The organism is Flavihumibacter stibioxidans, from assembly GCF_014332695.1.
GTDB lineage: Bacteria > Bacteroidota > Bacteroidia > Chitinophagales > Chitinophagaceae > Flavihumibacter > Flavihumibacter stibioxidans.
Map to the genome: position 1 here is coordinate 1,175,185 of NZ_MBUA01000001.1, position 17,735 is coordinate 1,192,919.

Annotated in this window: 14 protein-coding genes; 11 read left to right on the top strand and 3 right to left on the bottom strand. The window is 45.6% G+C overall.

Annotated elements, in window-relative coordinates:
* Positions 1 to 18 precede the first annotated feature (18 nt).
* Together BC349_RS04965 and BC349_RS04970 are read right to left on the bottom strand one after the other, a co-directional pair.
* Complete coding sequence (locus tag BC349_RS04965) at positions 19 to 774, bottom strand: zinc ribbon domain-containing protein (RefSeq protein WP_187255614.1); 756 nt, start codon at positions 772 to 774, stop codon at positions 19 to 21.
* Positions 775 to 788: 14 nt separating this feature from the next.
* Positions 789 to 1,886, bottom strand: coding sequence for a Nif3-like dinuclear metal center hexameric protein (locus tag BC349_RS04970; RefSeq protein WP_187255615.1), 1,098 nt, complete (start codon positions 1,884 to 1,886; stop codon positions 789 to 791).
* Between the two features lie 217 nt (positions 1,887 to 2,103).
* Between BC349_RS04970 and BC349_RS04975 the strand changes: the two genes are divergently transcribed.
* From BC349_RS04975 to BC349_RS05000, 6 genes are all read left to right on the top strand, one after another.
* Complete coding sequence (locus tag BC349_RS04975) at positions 2,104 to 3,636, top strand: carboxypeptidase M32 (protein ID WP_187255616.1); 1,533 nt, start codon at positions 2,104 to 2,106, stop codon at positions 3,634 to 3,636.
* Complete coding sequence (locus BC349_RS04980) at positions 3,633 to 4,040, top strand: hypothetical protein (protein ID WP_187255617.1); 408 nt, start codon at positions 3,633 to 3,635, stop codon at positions 4,038 to 4,040. Before BC349_RS04975 ends, BC349_RS04980 begins: the two co-directional genes overlap by 4 nt.
* Positions 4,041 to 4,044: 4 nt before the next feature.
* Positions 4,045 to 8,457, top strand: a complete 4,413-nt coding sequence (locus tag BC349_RS20090; protein ID WP_281384558.1) for a PKD domain-containing protein — start codon at positions 4,045 to 4,047, stop codon at positions 8,455 to 8,457.
* 2 nt (positions 8,458 to 8,459) lie between these two features.
* Positions 8,460 to 9,494 carry a PorP/SprF family type IX secretion system membrane protein gene (locus BC349_RS04990; protein WP_187255619.1) on the top strand — a complete coding sequence of 345 codons (1,035 nt, stop codon included), beginning with the start codon at positions 8,460 to 8,462 and terminating at the stop codon, positions 9,492 to 9,494.
* Between the two features lie 116 nt (positions 9,495 to 9,610).
* A complete protein-coding gene (locus BC349_RS04995) occupies positions 9,611 to 10,081 on the top strand; it encodes a redoxin domain-containing protein (protein ID WP_187255620.1) in 471 nt (156 codons plus the stop codon).
* 142 nt (positions 10,082 to 10,223) lie between these two features.
* Entirely contained in the window at positions 10,224 to 10,553 is a 330-nt protein-coding gene (locus BC349_RS05000) for a T9SS type A sorting domain-containing protein (RefSeq protein WP_187255621.1), read from the top strand.
* Here the strand turns inward: BC349_RS05000 and BC349_RS05005 are convergent, their stop codons facing one another.
* Positions 10,554 to 11,726, bottom strand: a complete 1,173-nt coding sequence (locus tag BC349_RS05005; protein ID WP_187255622.1) for a class I SAM-dependent rRNA methyltransferase — start codon at positions 11,724 to 11,726, stop codon at positions 10,554 to 10,556. It lies immediately after the preceding gene.
* A 181-nt stretch (positions 11,727 to 11,907) separates the two neighbouring features.
* Between BC349_RS05005 and BC349_RS05010 the strand changes: the two genes are divergently transcribed.
* The 5 genes from BC349_RS05010 to BC349_RS05030 all read left to right on the top strand — a co-directional run bounded on the left by BC349_RS05010 (position 11,908) and on the right by BC349_RS05030 (position 17,581).
* Entirely contained in the window at positions 11,908 to 12,456 is a 549-nt protein-coding gene (locus BC349_RS05010; RefSeq protein WP_187255623.1) for a nucleotide exchange factor GrpE, read from the top strand.
* Between the two features lie 22 nt (positions 12,457 to 12,478).
* Entirely contained in the window at positions 12,479 to 13,651 is a 1,173-nt protein-coding gene (gene dnaJ / locus BC349_RS05015; protein WP_187255624.1) for a molecular chaperone DnaJ, read from the top strand.
* A 91-nt stretch (positions 13,652 to 13,742) separates the two neighbouring features.
* Positions 13,743 to 14,366, top strand: coding sequence for an HD domain-containing protein (locus BC349_RS05020; protein ID WP_187255625.1), 624 nt, complete (start codon positions 13,743 to 13,745; stop codon positions 14,364 to 14,366).
* 56 nt (positions 14,367 to 14,422) lie between these two features.
* A complete protein-coding gene (locus tag BC349_RS05025) occupies positions 14,423 to 17,116 on the top strand; it encodes an MFS transporter (protein WP_187255626.1) in 2,694 nt (897 codons plus the stop codon).
* 9 nt (positions 17,117 to 17,125) lie between these two features.
* Complete coding sequence (locus BC349_RS05030) at positions 17,126 to 17,581, top strand: Crp/Fnr family transcriptional regulator (RefSeq protein ID WP_246456779.1); 456 nt, start codon at positions 17,126 to 17,128, stop codon at positions 17,579 to 17,581.
* Positions 17,582 to 17,735: the final 154 nt, after the last annotated feature.

The following is a 17,735-nucleotide window of genomic DNA, read 5'->3' on the forward strand; positions in this document are numbered from 1 at the left end:
CACCCATTCACCCATTCACTACTTCACTTCCACTCCGTCGTTCAGGTCGTTGTCAACCAGGATACGGCCGCAGTTCTCGCAAACGATGATCTTCTTACGCTGCTTGATCTCGCTCTGGCGCTGGGGGGGGATCGCATTAAAGCAACCACCGCAGGCATCACGAAGTACAGGAACTACTGCCAAACCGTTGCGGTAATTGCCACGGATCCTGTCATAGGAATGCAGTAAACGGCTATCAACCTTTTCACGTGCATCAGCCGCCATTTTGTTGAAATGTTTTTCCTCAGCTTCAGTAGTTGCGATGATCTTTTCCAGTTCATCCTTTTTATGCTTCAGCACACCTTCCTTGGTGGCGATGGTCTTCTTGGCCTTGTCGAGTCCAACTACTTTGTCGGATATCTCTTCATTGGCATCCTTGATATGCTTTTCAGCCAGCTTAACTTCAAGCTGCTGCATTTCAATTTCCTTGTTGATGGCTTCAAACTCGCGGCTGTTCTTTACATTGGTGCTCTGCTTCTCGTATTTCTTGATCAGCGCTTCTGACTCCTTGATGGCTTCCTTCTTCTGGTTGATGAATTCATTGATGCCATTGATCTCTTCTTCGATACGGGTCTGGCGAGCGTGCAGGCCCTGGATCTCATCTTCCAGATCGCTCACTTCCATCGGCAATTCCCCTTTCAGGATCTGGAATTCGTCGATCTTGGATTCGATCTTCTGCAATGTTACCAGTGAAACCAGTTTTTCTTCAACCGAAAAGTCTTTTACAGTTGCCATATTTGCTTTTGTAATTAGATATAATAATTCACCGGGTTGGTTCGCACCCCCGTTTTGAAGACGGCAAAGGTAGGAAATTTTTCTGCCAAAATATCATATAGCAGGTCTACGGTGTATTGTTCGCTCTCAAAATGCCCAACATCCGCAATAACAAGCCTGTCATTGGCATCAAAAAACTCATGGTACTTCATGTCACCGGTAATATAAATATCAGCTTTCAATTGTAATGCGTTGTTAACCAAGAAACTACCTGCACCACCACAGAAAGCCACCCGCTGGACCGGTTTTCCCGTAAAAGGGGTATGGCGGATAACAGGTACCCTGAAAACATTTTTCAACCGCTCAAGAAATGCGGTTTCGGCAACAGGTTCGGGTAATTCCCCTATTATTCCTGTCCCAACCATATCAAAAGAATTGGTCAGTGAAATCAGGTCATAAGCCACTTCTTCATACGGGTGACTTGACTTAAGGGCAGCAATCATGGCTGGTTCCAGATAAGCGGGGAAGACCATTTCGAGTTTTACTTCCGGCTCCAGGTGTCTTTTCCCGATTTCCCCCACAAAAGGATTGGCATGGTCACCTGCCCTGAAACTCCCCTCTCCTTCTGACTGAAAACTGCATTCACTGTATTGCCCGATTTGGCCGCCACCAGCGGCAAAAAGTGCGCTGCGGACCTGTTCAAGGTGTGCCGGGGGCACAAAAGTGTACAGCTTTCTGAGGGTGTTTTGCCTGGGAGCCATAACCCGGCGGTTCAGCAGGCCAAGTATGTCCGCGATCCTGCCATTCACTCCATCCATGACATTGTCGAGATTGGTATGGATGGCATAAATCGCGATATCGTTTTTTATGGCAGCTATCACAGCTTTTTCAACATAATTCTTTCCATTGATCTTTTTGAGGCCCGAGAACACAATGGGATGATGAGCTACTATAAGGTTGGCACCCCTTGCTTTCGCTTCCAGTACCACTGCTTCGGTTGCATCCAGTGCCACCACAATTCCCGAGCAATGCCAGCCCGGCTCGCCTGTCAGCAGGCCCGCATTATCATATGACTCCTGGTAAACGGGAGGTGCAAAACTTTCCAGCCCGGCAATTATATTACTGATAATCATGAAACAAAGATAACCTGTGGAGATTCAAAATTTACCGCCGGTTCTGATCACAAAGAGGTACTTCCCCTGGTTTTTTAAATAAACCGCCTCACCCCAAGAGGCCAAACCAGCCTGATTTGGGGAATTGGCAGGTGGCCACTGTCAGGTCCTGATATCTTAAATAAGCCAATGGCCTTTAAGCCCGAATCCTTAGATTGCATCAGGAAACTCCGGTTCTATGGATTTAACTGCTACAACTGAAACCTTATATGAAAGATATGTTGCGGAATTGCAGCAGATTGCCGACATACGTTATGCTGTGGCATTGTTGCAATGGGACCAGGAAACATATATGCCGGTATCCGGTGCAGCTGCGAGATCCAGGCAGGTAGCTACATTAAGCGAGATGGCCCACAGCAGGTTCACGTCCTCCACATTTGGTGAACTGCTGGCTGAATTAATGCAGAGACCGGATCTCACCCCTCAGCAATCAGCCAATCTTCACCTAAGCCATTATGATTTTGAACAACAGGCAAGGGTACCCGCATCATTTGTAAGAACCATCAGCGAAACCGTATCAAGGTCTTTCCATGCCTGGATGGATGCCAGGAAGGCCAATGATTTCAATATTTTCGCACCGGTACTGGAAGAACTTGTTACTCTCAAAAAAGAAGAGGCGGATCTGCTGGGATACGACAAACACCCGTACAATGCATTATTAAACCAGTATGAACGCGGCTGTACAACCGAATTACTTGACAACACTTTCGGCACGCTTCAACCACCGCTAAAAGCTTTACTGGATAAGATTGCAGCCTGTCCGCAGGTGGACGACCGGCTCCTGAAACAGTATTTTCCTGAACAGGACCAATGGCAATTCAGTATGGATCTGCTGGAGAAAATGGGTTATGATCTGGATGCAGGCAGGCAGGACAAGGCCGAGCATCCTTTTACCATAAATTTCTCCAGCCAGGATGTAAGGATAACCACCCGCATTGATGAGCAGGACCTGGGAAATATGACCTGGAGTACAATCCATGAACTGGGGCATGCCCTTTATGAACAGGGTCTACCCGCCGGTCAGTACGGATTGCCACTCGGAGAAGCCGCATCGCTGGGAATTCATGAATCCCAAAGCCGGTTCTGGGAAAATAATATTGGCAGAAGCCTGCCCTGGTGCCAGTATTTTTTACCACATCTTCAGAAATATTTTCCTTCCCAGTTAGGGAACAGCAGTCCGGAACATTTTTTCCGGGCCATCAATAAGGTCTATCCGTCGCTGATCAGGACCGAGGCGGACGAACTTACCTATCATTTCCATGTGATCATCCGGTATGAGTTGGAAAAGGCCCTGATCGGGGGTGAACTTTCGGTTAAGGATATACCCGCATTCTGGGGTGAGCGGTACAACCATTACCTGGGCATCAGGGTGCCTGATGACAGAAGGGGTTGCCTCCAGGATGTGCATTGGAGCCATGGAAGTTTTGGCTATTTTCCCACATATAGCCTGGGAAGCCTGTATGCGGCACAATTTTTCGGGCAATTAAAGAAAGAATTCCCGGACATGGATGAAATAACGAGACAGGGAAAGTTCAATATAGCGCTGGAATGGCTGCGGGGAAGAATACACCAGTACGGCAGGCAGTATACCAGCGAGGAATTATGTAAAAACCTGACCGGGGAAGGAATAAACATTGACCATTTCATGCAATATGTGACAGAGAAATATCGTTTTATTTATTCGTTCCAACCGGAGGGGGATGCATTATGAAAAAATTGTTCTGGCTTACCATAACAATCTGTCTGCTGGGATCATGCAAAAAGGCGATTGAGGATAAGAAAGCAGATATTGTACTTGATGCCATGACAAATGGCCAATGGTACGTTTCTTCGTTTATAGAAGGCGGTTCAGACCTGACGACTTCATTTGCACCCTATGTTTTTCAGTTTTACCGGGATGGTAAAGTGAGTGGATTCACCTCCACCAGTGAAGAAAAGGGAACCTGGGCAGGAGACCCTGATGCATTGACCATTCAATCACAGTTTCCGACAGCTTCCGATCCCGTTAAAAAGTTGAACGCACTCTGGAAGATCCTGGATAGTTCATGGGACTATGTGAAAGCGGAAACAACTGTTGATGGTCAAAATAAACAGTTACAACTGAAGAAGAAGTAGGCTCATGCTGAATAGAACATGGTTTAGAATCCAATCCCCCTTTGAAAACAGGTTGCTTTCTGAAAAAACAAAAAACAGCTTGTTGAAAACAAAGTCGCTATTTATAATCCTTTTCCTGTTAATAACAGGTTTTCGTTTGGCTGCCCAGGCGCCTAATGCTGATTTTTCGGCCAGCAAAACAGAGGGTTGTGCCCCACTTTCGGTAAGATTCACTGATCTTTCGACAAATAACCCAACGGAATGGTTTTGGGAATTTGGCACTGACCAATTTTCTACCCTTCAAAACCCGGTCATCACTTTTTCTACTCCCGGCAAATGGAAAGTACGTTTGGTTGTAAAGAACTCTTCCGGAATTAATGAACTGATCAGGGAAGAATATATTACGGTATATCCTTCGGCAAGGGTTAATTTTTCTGCAAGTTCTAACGTTGCCTGCACTCCCGCCACTATCCAGTTTACAGACCTCACCACAGTCAATGGCGGAACTATCACATCCTGGCTTTGGGATTTTGGCGATGGAACCACTTCCACCCAGAAAAACCCCAGGCATGTATTTACCAACATCGGATATTATAATGTTTCCCTGAGGGTAAAAACAGCAAACGGATGTGAAGTTGAAGTTGCCAAAAACCGCTTCATACGGGTCATCGGTGGTGTTACACCCAATTTTGATTTTTCAAGATCCGGCAGTTGTTCGGCACCGATAGATGTAAATTTTATCAACCAGACTACAGGTCCCGGAGACCTGACCTATCGGTGGACACTGGGAAATGGAAATACATCAACGGATAAAAATCCGTCCACTACTTATACCACATTGGGGACCTTCAATGTTAAGCTTGTTGCAACCAGCAGTTACGGTTGCAGGGACAGTATTACCCGGCCTATTACTTTTTCATCAAACAATACCAGCTTTAATGCACCGGACAGTGTATGCCCGGGTAAGGCGATCACCTTTACCAATAATGGCAATCCGGTTCCAACCAATGCCAGCTGGGATTTTGGCGATGGAACGACTTCAAAGGACCTGAATCCTGTAAAATCATTTACAAACCCGGGCACCTATACAGTTACACTTGTAAATAAGTATGCCGAATGTTCAGGCACATTTACCAAGACCATCAAGGTAACCAGCCCTCCGGTGGTAAATTTTACTTCTGCGAATGCTTTAGGGTGTAAAGCTCCCTACGAAGTAAAATTCCAGGACCTGACGGCTAATGCATCAAATTGGTCATGGGATTTTGGAGATGGTGGTACTTCAACTGAAAAAAACCCCTCCCATACATACCAGGCACCGGGAAACTATTCGGTTACACTTACGATTAAAACAACAGACGACTGCCCGGGAAGCATTACAAAAACTTCCATCGTAAAGATCCAGGAGCCTGGTGAATTGTCGATAAACGGATTACCTCAGTCAGGTTGTTCCCCACAGACAATCAATCCTACCGTTTCATACACAAGCATCGATGGGATAGCCAGCTATGAATGGGATTTTGGCATTCCCGGTGCTATCAGCACTTCAGCAACACCTACTTATACTTACAGCGCAGTTGGTAACTATACAGTGAAGTTAAAAGTGACAACCAACACCGGCTGTACAGATACCCTTACATTGGTAAATGCAGTGAATATCGGCACCAAACCTGTTGTTGATTTTACGGTTGACAATGATACGACCTGTGCCGGAACAGAAGTTACTTTCACATCCAATTCAAGTCCGGCCACCAACTGGCAATGGGATTTTGGGGACGGGGGCAGTTCATCTGAGGAAAACCCTAAATACAAATTCCAGGATACTGGCCTCATGACCATTACGTTAACCGTATCCAATAACGGTTGTACTGAACAACTGGTGAAAACTGATTATGTTTATACCATAGCACCTGTTGCATTATTCACCCCGGAATTTGACTGTAACAACCGGCTGAGGGTATCTTTCCTGAATAATTCCATTACCGATCCTACACACGGAGCCACATCTTACCTGTGGGATTTCGGAAATGGCCAGACAGCAACCACTGAGTCACCAACCATAACTTATGCTGCTTATGGAACCTATACCGTAACGCTTACCGCTACGGATGGTGTCTGTAGTTATACAAGGTCCCAAACGCTGAACCTGTTCGAACTGATAAATACTTTCAGTATCAACAAACCGAATATTTGCCGGAATGAAATTTTCACTCTTTCTGCCTCTGGTACCAGTCCGGCGAATATCAGGTCCTATACCTGGCAGATTAACGGAGGTACTCCATTCCAGGGGGGCAGGACCCTCGATACCAGCCTTGCCGTTAACGGAAAATATGATGTTTCCCTTACCATGGAGGACATCAATGGCTGTACAATAACAACTGCCATTCCAGACATCATCAATATTGTCGGATCCGAAGCTGATTTTACCGTAGTGAATAACGGAGGTTGCGCCAACAGCGAGATCAATATTACAGACCAATCAAGTCCGGCAGGCACCATTACCCAATGGACTTTCAATTTTGGTGATGGCACCAATAAGACCTTTAATGCGCCACCGTTCACTCATGTTTATTCTGGTCCTGGTGTTTTTGATATAAAGCTCAGGGCGAGGGACAATTTTGGATGTATTGATACCATAACCCGTGTAGGTATAGCAACCATTACCAGGCCTGTGGCTAATTTTGGTGCAGAAGACACACTTTTTTGTCCCGGTATAGGATTGCAATTCCGTGATTCATCCACAGGGAATAATCTTACCTATGTCTGGGATTTTGGTGATGGTGGCGGTTCCACCCAGCAGGAGCCTGTGCATACCTATAATGGTCCCGATTCGGTTTACACTGTCAAACTGATTGTTAAAGACGCTTTTGGTTGTACTGACTCCCTGGTCAGGACGAATTATATCAGGATTATGTCCCCTGTGGCTGAATTCTCCATGGTGGATTCATCGGCGATCTGTCCGCCACTGGAAACGAGATTTATATCAGGAGCCAGAAATTATGAATCATTGTACTGGGAATTTGGAGATGGGAACACATCCACCCTTCCGAATACCAATTATTTTTACAATACCTATGGTAAGTATACCGTACGGCTTCACACAATCGGATATGGTGGATGTCGAGATACAGCAACAGCAGAAGTGAATGTATACAATCCTTTTTCCGCCTTATTTTTCGAATATTCACCTAACGAGGAATGTAACGAGATTAAAGTGAATTTCACTGTCGTCCCCCCTCCAAACACGAAATTCTACCTGGTATTTGATGACGGCGCAGTGGATTCATCCCAGGCCACCAACATTACCCACCTATATAACCGCCCCAATGTCTACAGGCCCTGGGTAAAACTGGTAGATAGCCTTGAATGCGAAGTAGCCATCGGCAACCGGCCGGTTATAAGGGTAAAAGGGGTATTGCCGCTTTTTGACATGAGCCAAAGAAGATTTTGTGACACTGGTACGGTTGCCATGAAAGACTTTAGTATTGGCAACGACCCTGTAAGTACCCGTCAATGGGATTTTGGGGATGGCTCGCCGGGCAGTACTGATAAGAACCCTTCACACTATTTCAGCATTCCCGGCACTTATATAGTTACCCAACACGTTACAACTGTCACCGGCTGCGAAAACAGCTATTCAGATACTGTAAGGGTTTTCCGTACGCCCCTTCCCGTTATAACCGGTCCGGATGAAATCTGTCTTAATGAATTGATGACGCAGAATGGTTCAACGGTAGTGCCTGACAGTCTGACCATCTGGAACTGGAACTATGGCAACGGGCAGACCTCCACTGAAAAGGATGCTACTATCAGGTATACCAGCGCAGGACAGGCCACCATCCAGCTTACTACCAGCAACCTGATCGGATGCTCCGCTGACACATCGAAACTCGTTGACATATGGCCGTTACCTGTAATTGAAAATGTTCCCGAGGTTATAATCCCTGTTGGATTTGGCACAACATTGCCCGTTACTTACAGTAATAATGTCACAACCTGGGTGTGGACTCCGTCTACGGCGCTTTCCTGTACCGATTGTCCAACACCATTTGCAAATCCAAAGTTCACGACCAACTACCGGGTAGCAGTAACCGATTCCAACGGATGCCGTGCCACCAGTCATATCATTGTAAGGGTGATCTGTGAAAACAGGAATTATTTTGTTCCGAATACATTCAGCCCGAATAATGATGGCCAAAATGATATTTTCTACCCACGTGGAAAGGGAATCGACAGAATACAATCCATGCGGATCTACAACCGCTGGGGTGAACTGGTATTTGAAAGAAAAAACTTCCCCGTCAACTCACAGGTTGACGGCTGGAACGGAATGATAAGGGGAAAGCAGGCCGAATCAGATGCTTATGTGTATATCATTGAAGTGATTTGCGACAATGCCCAGATCATTCCCCTAAAAGGCAATGTAACCCTGATCAGGTAACCATGAAAAAAATCCTTATCCATATAATTATCTGCCTGCCGGTATTGCTTGCTTTTAGGGGCAATGGCTACGCGCAGGACATTCACTTCTCGCAGTTCTATGAAGCGCCCTTGCTGAGGAACCCTTCCCTGGCCGGTATTTTTACCGGTGATATCAGGGCCCAGATTGTTTACCGCGACCAATGGAACAGTTTTACCAACGCATACAGAAGTGGTTCGCTCAATGTGGAATACAAAATGCCCATCGGCCGGGGAGATGATTTCATCACTGCCGGAATGCAGATGTTGTATGACCGGGCAGGTACGGTAGCACTCACTTCAACCCATCTTTACCCCGCATTAAACTATCACAAAGCGCTCAGCAGTGAAAGGAATATGTACCTGTCAGTAGGGTTTATGGGCGGGCTGGCGCAAAAAAGAATTGACCGCTCCAAGGTAACCACAGACAATCAGTATGCAGGAGGGGCCTATAACCCATCGCTTGCAGACGGGGAAACATTTATAAATTCCAATTACAGCAATCTCGATGCAAGTGTCGGAGCAAGTTTTAATACCAGTTTCGGACCAGACCAGAAAAACAACCTGTTCCTCGGCGTGGCTTACCATCACCTCAACAGGCCGAGAAATTCCTTTTACCGTAATGTCAATGCAGCCCTGAATCCCAAGTGGGTATTTTCCGGCGGATTAAAGTTTGAAGTAAACGAACAGGCCTTCTTCAACCTGCAGGCCGATTACTCACAGCAAGGGGCAGCCGGAGAAGTGATCGGAGGCGCCATGTACGGATATAAATTCGGCGACCCCGAAAACCCTGATTATACCGTCCACATGGGGGCTTTTCTTCGCATGAAAGATGCGCTGATCCCTGCCATAAAAATTGATTACAACCCTTTCTCAATAGGCCTTAGCTATGATGTGAATGTATCCCAACTGAAAACGGCCAGCCAGGGAAGAGGTGGTTTTGAACTATCAATTACTTATATTGGTTTCCTGAACAGGTACAATTCCTCCAAGGAAAGAATCTTTTGTCCCCGTTTTTAATCTGTCCCTCAGCAAAACCATTGGTTATTGTCTGAAAAACAAGAATCCCGGTTATAAGCCGGGATTTTTTTATAACCATTTCATCCCATGATTGTTAGTACGAAAAAAACATGCGTATGAAAATAGAAGTGGGACAAAAAGCTCCTGATTTCAGTTTGTTTTCCTCAGATAAAAGCAAGATTACCCTTTCCGAACAAAAAGGGAAAAACGTGGTTTTGTTGTTCTTTCCCCAGGCATTTACCGGGGTGTGTACAACAGAATTGTGTAATGTGCGCGATAATATTGCATTATACAACAATACAAATGCCCAGGTTTTCGGAATCAGTGTGGACTCAATTTTTACACTGGGTAAATTCAGAGAAGACCAGGGACTCAATTTTCCCCTGCTCAGTGATTTCAACAAGGATGCCTCAAAAGCCTACGATTCCCTGATGGAAGACTTTGTATTTGACATGAAAGGGGTTTCAAAACGATCCGCTTTTATCATTGATAAAGAAGGGATTGTGCGATATGCTGAAATCCTGAATAAGGTAACCGACCTCCCCGATTTTGATGCCATCCAAAAAACTCTTGCCGGTTTGAATTAAATGGCGCTCAATCAGAATATTCTGTTAGAATTTTCATGGGGCCCGGAAATTTCCGGGTCCCGTTTTTAATTTTCAGAAAGGGCATTGTAACTTTGAAAAAATTGGAATACCTTGTTGGGTACTCCTTAACCTGAAATGGCCGATGAAAGTATTTTATACTTTATCAATTTTACTGTTTATCTCTTTCCGCGGTCTGGCACAGTCAGCCCCGCAGGAATCTGATATTCCGGTCATCAGGTTTTACCCAAACCCTGCAGTCACCCAGATCACATTTGACTTTGTCAGGTCTGCCGACCGGAATTATACTTTCCAGGTTTATAATTTCCTCGGGAAAAAAGTATTTGAACAAAAAAGTATCAATCCCAGGACAACCATCGACCTCTCCCAGTATTTCCGCGGGATCTATATCTTCCAGTTGCGCGACAAAACCGGAAGGATCGTTCAATCCGGCAGGTTCCAGGTGGCGAAATAATCAAATCACCTGTACAATCAGGAATTTCAGGTAATGTGTATTTTCCAGGCCCCAAAGGATGGGATGGTCACTGGCCTGGGTCTGGTATACAACCTGGCGAAGTGTCCTTTTCGCGTCTTTTGCCGCCATCTGGATTATTTCCAGGAACAGGTCAGGCTGGACGAGGTTGGTGCAGGAAGTAGTCACCAGGAATCCTCCAGGCTTAACCAGCTTCATTCCCCGAAGATTGATTTCCTTGTAACCGGTAATAGCTTTCTGAATATTTTCCCTGCTCTTGGTGAAGGCAGGCGGATCCAGCATAACCACATCATACTGGCGACCCTCTTTTGCCCATAGTTTCAACACATCGAATGCATTGACTTCTGTAAAACGACAGATATCCCCATAACCGTTCAAGGCAGCGTTCTGGTTTGCCTGTTCAACGGCAGAAGCTGAAATATCCAGTCCCAGCACTGATTTGGCACCATAGTGGGCAGCATGGATTTCAAATGTACCTGTATAGGTAAAGGCGCCCAATACATCGGCACCTTTTACAATATGCTGAATAGCCCTGCGGTTATCCTGCTGATCAAGGAAATAACCGGTTTTCTGGCCATTTTCGATATCCACGTTAAATTTCAGGCCGTTTTCATTGATGAGGATGCGGGTATCAAACGGGGCAGAAAGGAATCCTTTCTGCTGCGGAAGGCCTTCCAGTTCGCGCACCGGCACATCATTCCTTTCATAAATTCCTTTGGGTTGGAAGATCTTTTCCAGTGCGCTGACAATGGCGGGTTTCCATTTATCCATACCAAGTGCCAGTGTCTGGAGGACAAAGTAATCATTGAACTTATCGATAATCAGGGCAGGCAGGAAATCAGCTTCACCGAATACCAGGCGGCAGTTTTCCTGGTACCCGATCTTTATCCGGTACTGCCAGGCTGTATTGATGCGATTGTAGAAAAACGCTTCATTAATCTGTTCTGACTTATTACGGGTAAGCAACCTGACCAATATCTGAGATTTGGGATTAGCATATCCCCTGCCGATAAACTTTCCATCATGGGTCAGGAGGTCCACAATATCACCTCCTTCCAGGGGGCCTTCCACTTTTCCCACTTCGTTGGCAAAAACCCAGGGATGCCCGTTTTCAATTCGTCTGCTGATCTTCTTTTTCAGGTAAACTTGCGTCATGCCCGCAAAGGTAGGGCTGAAATCTGCAGCAGAAAGCGACAAATTGTCCAGAATCACCCCTCTGGCAGAAAAATTGAACCCTATAGAAAAATCTGTAAATAAGGCAAACCCCGGCACCAGGCCATAAGGACTCGGTCAAAAATGGCAAAAAGTACTAGGTTTGCTGCCAATTTGTTCGGTCATGGAAGAAAAAGATCAAAAAGTTACAACAGACATTGACATTAATGCAGACAGCGATGTTCCAGGAACCACCCATTTGAACGAGCCTGTAAAGGAATCCAGTGATCTGGAGAAAATGGAACTGGAATTGGCCGACATGAAGGATAAATACCTTCGTCAGCTGGCGGAATTTGACAATTTCAGGAAAAGGACTGCCAAGGAAAGACTGGAACTGATACAGACGGCAGGAAAGGAAGTGATCGGCCAGTTGCTGGAGGTACTGGATGATGCCGATCGCGCCCAGAAGCAAATGGAGAACAGCGATGATGCAAAAGCCCTGAGAGAAGGCGTACAGCTCGTATTCAATAAATTCAGGAACATATTGCAGTCAAAGGGTCTTAAACAAATGGAAAGCATAGGAACAGATTTTGACCCGGACAGGCATGAAGCGATCACTGAAATTCCCGCGCCGGCAGAGAACCTGAAAGGCAAGGTGCTCGATGAGGTGGAGAAAGGATACTTCCTGAATGAGAAGATCATCCGGTTTGCAAAAGTGGTTGTAGGAAAATAAAAAGTAAAGCACCAGAAAAAAGATGTCAGCGAAAAGAGATTACTACGAAATACTGGGGGTGGCAAAGGGCGCTTCTGCCGATGAGATCAAAAAAGCTTATCGTAAAGTGGCCATGCAATATCATCCCGACCGCAACCCGGGCGACAAAGCGGCAGAGGAAAAATTCAAGGAAGCTGCCGAAGCTTATGAGGTATTGAGTGATGCCGACAAAAGGGCCCAATACGACCGTTACGGACATGCCGGAATGGGATCCGGCGGACGCGGAGGATTCGGAGGCGGCGGAAATATGAATATGGATGATATTTTCAGCCAGTTCGGTGACATTTTCGGTGATGATATTTTTGGCTCCTTTTTTGGCGGCCAGGCAGGCGGAAGGGCCCGTGGCGGCCAGAGAATGAGGGGAGTACGCGGAAGTAACCTGCGCGTTAAACTGAAGCTCAGTTTTGAAGAAATTGCAAAAGGAGTAACCAAGAGCATCAAGGTAAAAAAATATGTCAGCTGCAATACCTGTTCAGGTAGCGGAGCCAAGGATAAAGGAAGTGTTCAGACCTGTTCAACCTGCGGTGGCAGCGGCCAGGTACGCAAAGTAACCAATACCTTCCTAGGCCAGATGCAGACGGTAACAACCTGCCCTGCCTGTAATGGAGAAGGCACCACTATTACCGCAAAATGCGGATCATGTAAGGGCGAAGGACGGGTTTATGGTGAAGAAACAGTAACCATTGATATTCCTGCCGGGGTACAGGAAGGAATGCAACTGAATGTAAGCGGAAAAGGAAATGCAGGGGAAAGAGGCGGAATGCCTGGCGACCTGATTGTGCTGATTGAAGAAGAACAACACAAGGAACTGCAAAGAGATGGCCTGAATGTGGCCTTCGACCTGCATATATCCATTCCGGACGCCATTTTCGGCGTTCAATTGGAAGTGCCCACCATTGACGGAAGGGCAAAAATTAAAATCCCGGCCGGAACCCAGAGTGGTAAGATCTTCCGTTTAAAGGGTAAGGGTTTCCCTGCAGTAAACAGTTACGAAAAAGGCGACCAGCTCATTCACGTGAATGTATGGACGCCGCAGCACCTGACAGGTGAAGAAAAAACGATGATGGAAAAACTTCAGCATTCGGGCAACTTCAAACCTAATCCCGATAAGAATGAAAGAAGTTTCTTCGATAAAGTCAGGGAGATATTCTCCTGAAAATAAAAAGCCGCAAATTTAACATCTGCGGCTTTTTTTATTATATTTCTAATCGGAAATATCACCTGTTCATACAATAAACATGGTTAACATGACAGAATCAGGCTTCCTGAAACTGAAAGAAAACATTATTCAACGCCTCACTGCAGGCCTGGATAAACAGTTAACCTACCACAACCTTGCACATACCCTTGATGTACTGGAACAGGCAGAAAGAATTGCTCATGAAGAAAATCTGACCGATCCCAGGTCTTTATTACTGATCAGGATCGCTGCTTTATACCACGACACCGGTTTCCTTGATACTTATCGTGGGCATGAGGCAAGGTCCTGCGAGATCATGCTTGAAGACCTTGAAAAACATTCATTCAGTGCCGCAGACCTGGATGCAATACAGGGAATGATCATGGCCACCAGGATTCCGCAGAGTCCGGCAAATTTAATGGAGGAAGTGATCTGCGATGCCGACCTTGATTACCTGGGGAGGGATGACTTTCCTCCCATCAGCAACAACCTGATGAGGGAATTTCTGGTATATGGCATCATTAAAAAAGAAACTGAATGGGATCCATTGCAGGTCGGTTTCTTTGAGAAGCACCAGTATTTCACGAAAAGTTCACGAACATTAAGGCAACCCAGGAAATTGGAATACCTTAATTTGCTGAGAGATAAAGTAATCGAAATGAACTCCTCTATAACCCCTGGCCGGAAATGAACTCCATCCGTTTTTGGTTGAATCTTCTAAACGTTCACCGCAGTGAATGGCCAATCGTGAAAAAATTATTCTGGCTGCAGTTTTTCCAGGGAGCCGGAATTTCATTCTTCTTTACAGCTGAATTTGCCAGATTCCTGGAGAAGTTCCCTATTCATGAACTTCCCTGGGTGATGGTATTCTCATCAGGTTTGCTATGGCTGGCAGGATTTGCCTATACCGTACTGGAACACCGCATCTCCTTTAAAAAATTCAATGAAGGCATAATCCTGTTAATGGCGGGCAGCATGTTGCTGGTCAGGGTCGGGAGCAATATTTTTACCGGCGATTGGTTCTATTTTTTCAGCCTTTCATGGTTTTATGTATTGTACCTGCTCAACAACCTTGAATTCTGGGGCATCGCAGCCAGGATTTTCGATATCAGGCAAAGCAAAAGGTTATTCGGGGTCATCAGTGCAGGGGATATTCCTGCCAAATTCATCGGCTACACACTGGCACTCGTTTTTGTTCCATATACCGGAACCCTGAATTTGCTTTTGCTCGGGGTAATCAGTATGGTTATTTCCGTACCGCTTTTCAGAAGTATAGCCAAAGCGGAGAAACAGCATTTCACAGATCCACATGCGACTCATGCGGTTCATGTTTCCAATCATCCTATCCGCAGCCTCTATAATACGTTTTCATCAAATATCATTGTCCGCAGGATCGCAGTTATTTCCCTGCTCGCATCAGCCTGTATCTTATTGGTCAACTATGGCTTTTATGCAAAAGTCAAAGAAGCTTACCATGATGATGTTTCCCTTGCCCGTTTCATTGCCATGTTTATGGCCGGCCTGAGGATTGCGGCACTTATCACCAAAACCATATTCACCGGCCGGCTCACCACATCTCTTGGTGTTCAGCCATCGCTGTTCATCACCCCGATTGTATTACTCCTGCTCGTTGTTCTTACACTTGTTCAAAACAGTATGAATCCGGATGAAAAGATGCTGTTTTATTTTTTCGGAGCATCCTCCATTGCAATAGATGTACTCAGAGCAGCCATCAATTCTCCGGTATTGCTGACCGTTATGCAACCGCTTCCCACCCAGGAAAGGCTTCGGGCACATAATATAGTGAAAGGCATTATGGATCCCTTTGCCACCCTGTTTTGCGGCATCCTGCTTATTATCCTGTTCAGGATCCAGCAGGAAATCAATTTATTGACCATCAGCTACACACTGATCATATTGGCAGTTGGGTGGATCATAGGGATCATTTTTGTAAACAAGGAATACCTGAACATGCTGGTGTCCACCATTTCCAGCAGGTATTTCAGCCAGGAAGAGTTTTCGCTGAATGACAACCTGACTCTTGAAAAAATCAAGGAAAAAATCCAGCTTGGAACGGACCAGGAAGTATTAAGTATTTTGAATATGGTGGGAAGCAAGCAAAACCCTTTATCAACGGACCTGCTGCGCCATTTCATAGCCCACAAATCGGATGCAATCAGGTTGGAAGCCATCCGGCTCATCAGCCAAAAAAACATCAGGCAATTAAAAGAACCACTGGAGGCACTGCTGGATAAATCACAAAATAAAATGATCACAAGGGAAGCTATTGCAGCCCTTTGCAAATTGTCGGAAAGCCCGGCATTGGTTTCAGGATACAAGAGCCACCCTGACAAAGAAATCAGGAATGCTGCTTTATGCGGAATGTTATCTAACCCCCATGAAAGCATAAAAAAAATAGCCGAAGACGAGCTGGGAAATTTGCTTTCATCTGAACATATCCAGGATAAGGAAACCGGACTGGATATTCTGCAGGAGGTTCGGAATGAATACGATCATCCTTTACATGCAACAATCATCCGGGGCGAATTGATCCCATCGCTTTCACGAAAAGCCATTGATGCCATCGGGAAAGCTGCCACGAATGATTCCCTCCTGGCACTCCTGTCACATCTGCCAAAACATGAAAAACCCATCATTTCAGCATTACTGCGTGCGGGATCGAATTCCGTTCCGCATATTGAGCAATACCTGTATCAGCATCACCCATCACCGGCACTTGCCTCACAAATGATCCTGCTTCTCGGAAAAATCGGCGGTAATGAATCCAGGATGGTGCTTGAAAGGCTGGTCAAAACCCAGCCGGTAAGCCTTCCTGCCACCATCAAAGCTCTGTACAGAAGCAAATTTAAAGCGCCCCCTGCCACCCGTGCCATTCTGGAAGACCTGTCCAGGGCATATTTACGGTACGGGGTTGAGATGCTCTACATGCAGATGGCGCTGAAGGAAAAAGGACAGGCAGCGGAGTTGTTATATAATGCGGTGCAAATAGAACTGGCAGAAATCAGAGAATTACTACTCTGTCTTTTCGGCTGTTTGTACGACAGGGAAAAAATAAGGAAATCCAGGAACGGCCTTCTTGCCAATCAACGGGATACAATTGCCAATGCCATGGAAATCATTGAAGTAACTGTACGGAAAGACCTAAGTAAATATTTCAATATACTTTTTGAAGATTCCGGAATTGAAGAACGGTGCCATGCGCTCAGATCCCTTTTCCAGGAAAAAGAATACAATGCCCTTGATGACATAATGAAGCGTATATTGTCTGAAAGACCGATTCTTTACCAGGACTGGACCAAAGCATGTTCATTGTATGTATCACGCAAATACAGGGTAGCGATGGATGATGTTTATTTCAGAAAGTATATTCATTCAGAAAACCAGTTATTGCAGGAAACAGCCCGTTATGCGATGGCTTAAAATAATAGTATGCAACATCAATCATCTGACAGGTTGTTATTGATCGAAAAAGTGTTGATTTTGAAATCCTTGTCAATATTCAGTGAAACCCCGGAAAATATCCTGGCGGATCTTGCCCCGCTGATGCAGGAGGAAGAATATGAGCAGGATTCACTTGTTTTCCCGGAAGGCGAAATTGGCGATTGCATGTATATCATTCATCAGGGAAAAGTAAGGATCCATAAAAATAATACCATTCTGGCTGTGCTGGGGGAAAAGGAAGTTTTCGGTGAATTGTCACTCCTGGATGCGGAAACCCGCTCGGCAAGCGCTACCTGTGCAACAGACTGCACCCTGTTCAGAATTGACCAGGAACCATTTTACGAACTTATCGACTCGAGGCCGGAAATAGCCAGGGGGTTCATTAAAATCCTTTGCCAGCGGCTAAGGGCACAAAACGAAAAGTCAGTTCAATCAAACAATTAAAAGGATAATGGGTATTTTTCCCAGTTGCTGGTAAAAAATTAATTGTTTATCTTTCCCTAATCATTCCCTTCCATCCTCCCCTGAAAACCTTTCCTTAAATCCACCTATCCTAGTTACAGACGTACCACCAGGAACCATCATTTTTATTACCTAT